The 745-nt window shown below is 77.9% G+C and carries 1 protein-coding gene; it reads right to left on the bottom strand.

Going from position 1 to position 745, the window contains the following annotated elements; all coding sequences use genetic code 11:
• The coding region (locus AE652_RS42480) for an Lrp/AsnC family transcriptional regulator (protein WP_049661633.1) at positions 1-477 on the bottom strand (477 nt) is incomplete at its 3' end.
• Between the last annotated feature and the right edge of the window lie 268 nt (positions 478-745).

Below are 745 nucleotides of genomic sequence, written 5' to 3' on the forward strand. Positions count from 1 at the left end.
CTGCTCACCGCCCGCCGCCTGGCGGACGGCGTCGGCGAAGGCGTGCAGCACCGCGTGGGTGGTGGTCTCGGTGACGGCGCCGGTCGCGGGCAGCTGCCCGTACAGCAGCCGGTCGCGGGAGCCGGCGTCGGTGAGCACCACGGCCCCGACCTCGTGGCCGCCGAGCATCACGTCGACGAACGGCACGTCGGGGCGGTCGGCGAGGGCCCGCGCGATGGCGTCCACCCGGCCGCTCAGCACCCGGACCCGCAGCAGCAGCGCGCCCACGGCGGCGTCCTCGACGTCCGGCAGCCGGACCACCCGCAGCACCCCGGCCTGCCGCATCCGGCCCAGCCGGCGGGTGACCGTCCGGGCGGAGACGCCCAGCACCTCGGCGATCCGGCCGGGCTCGGCCCGTCCGTCCACCTGGAGGGCGCACACCAGGCGGCGGTCGAGGGCGTCCAGCACGCTGTCCGGATCGGCGGTGGAGAGGTCCATGGTGTCCGATCCCCGCCACTTCCGGCGGCTTCTGCGTCCTGTTCGGCAGCCCCGACGGTACTCCTTGTCCCGGGCGGCCGGAGCGGACACCGGCCCGGAGCGAGGAGGAGTCACCGTGACGGACGGGCTGTGGACGCTGGCGGAGGGCGTGGAGGCCGCGGTGCGCGAGGTCGGTGCGGGGCTGGCGGCACGCCGGTCCGCCGAGCCGGTCACGGCGCGGACCGTCGCGGAGGCGGCGGCCCGCTTCGCCGAGCTGGACGGCCCGGCG

The organism is Kitasatospora sp. MY 5-36 (assembly GCF_001182915.1).
In the GTDB taxonomy this organism is placed as follows: Bacteria; Actinomycetota; Actinomycetes; order Streptomycetales; family Streptomycetaceae; genus Kitasatospora.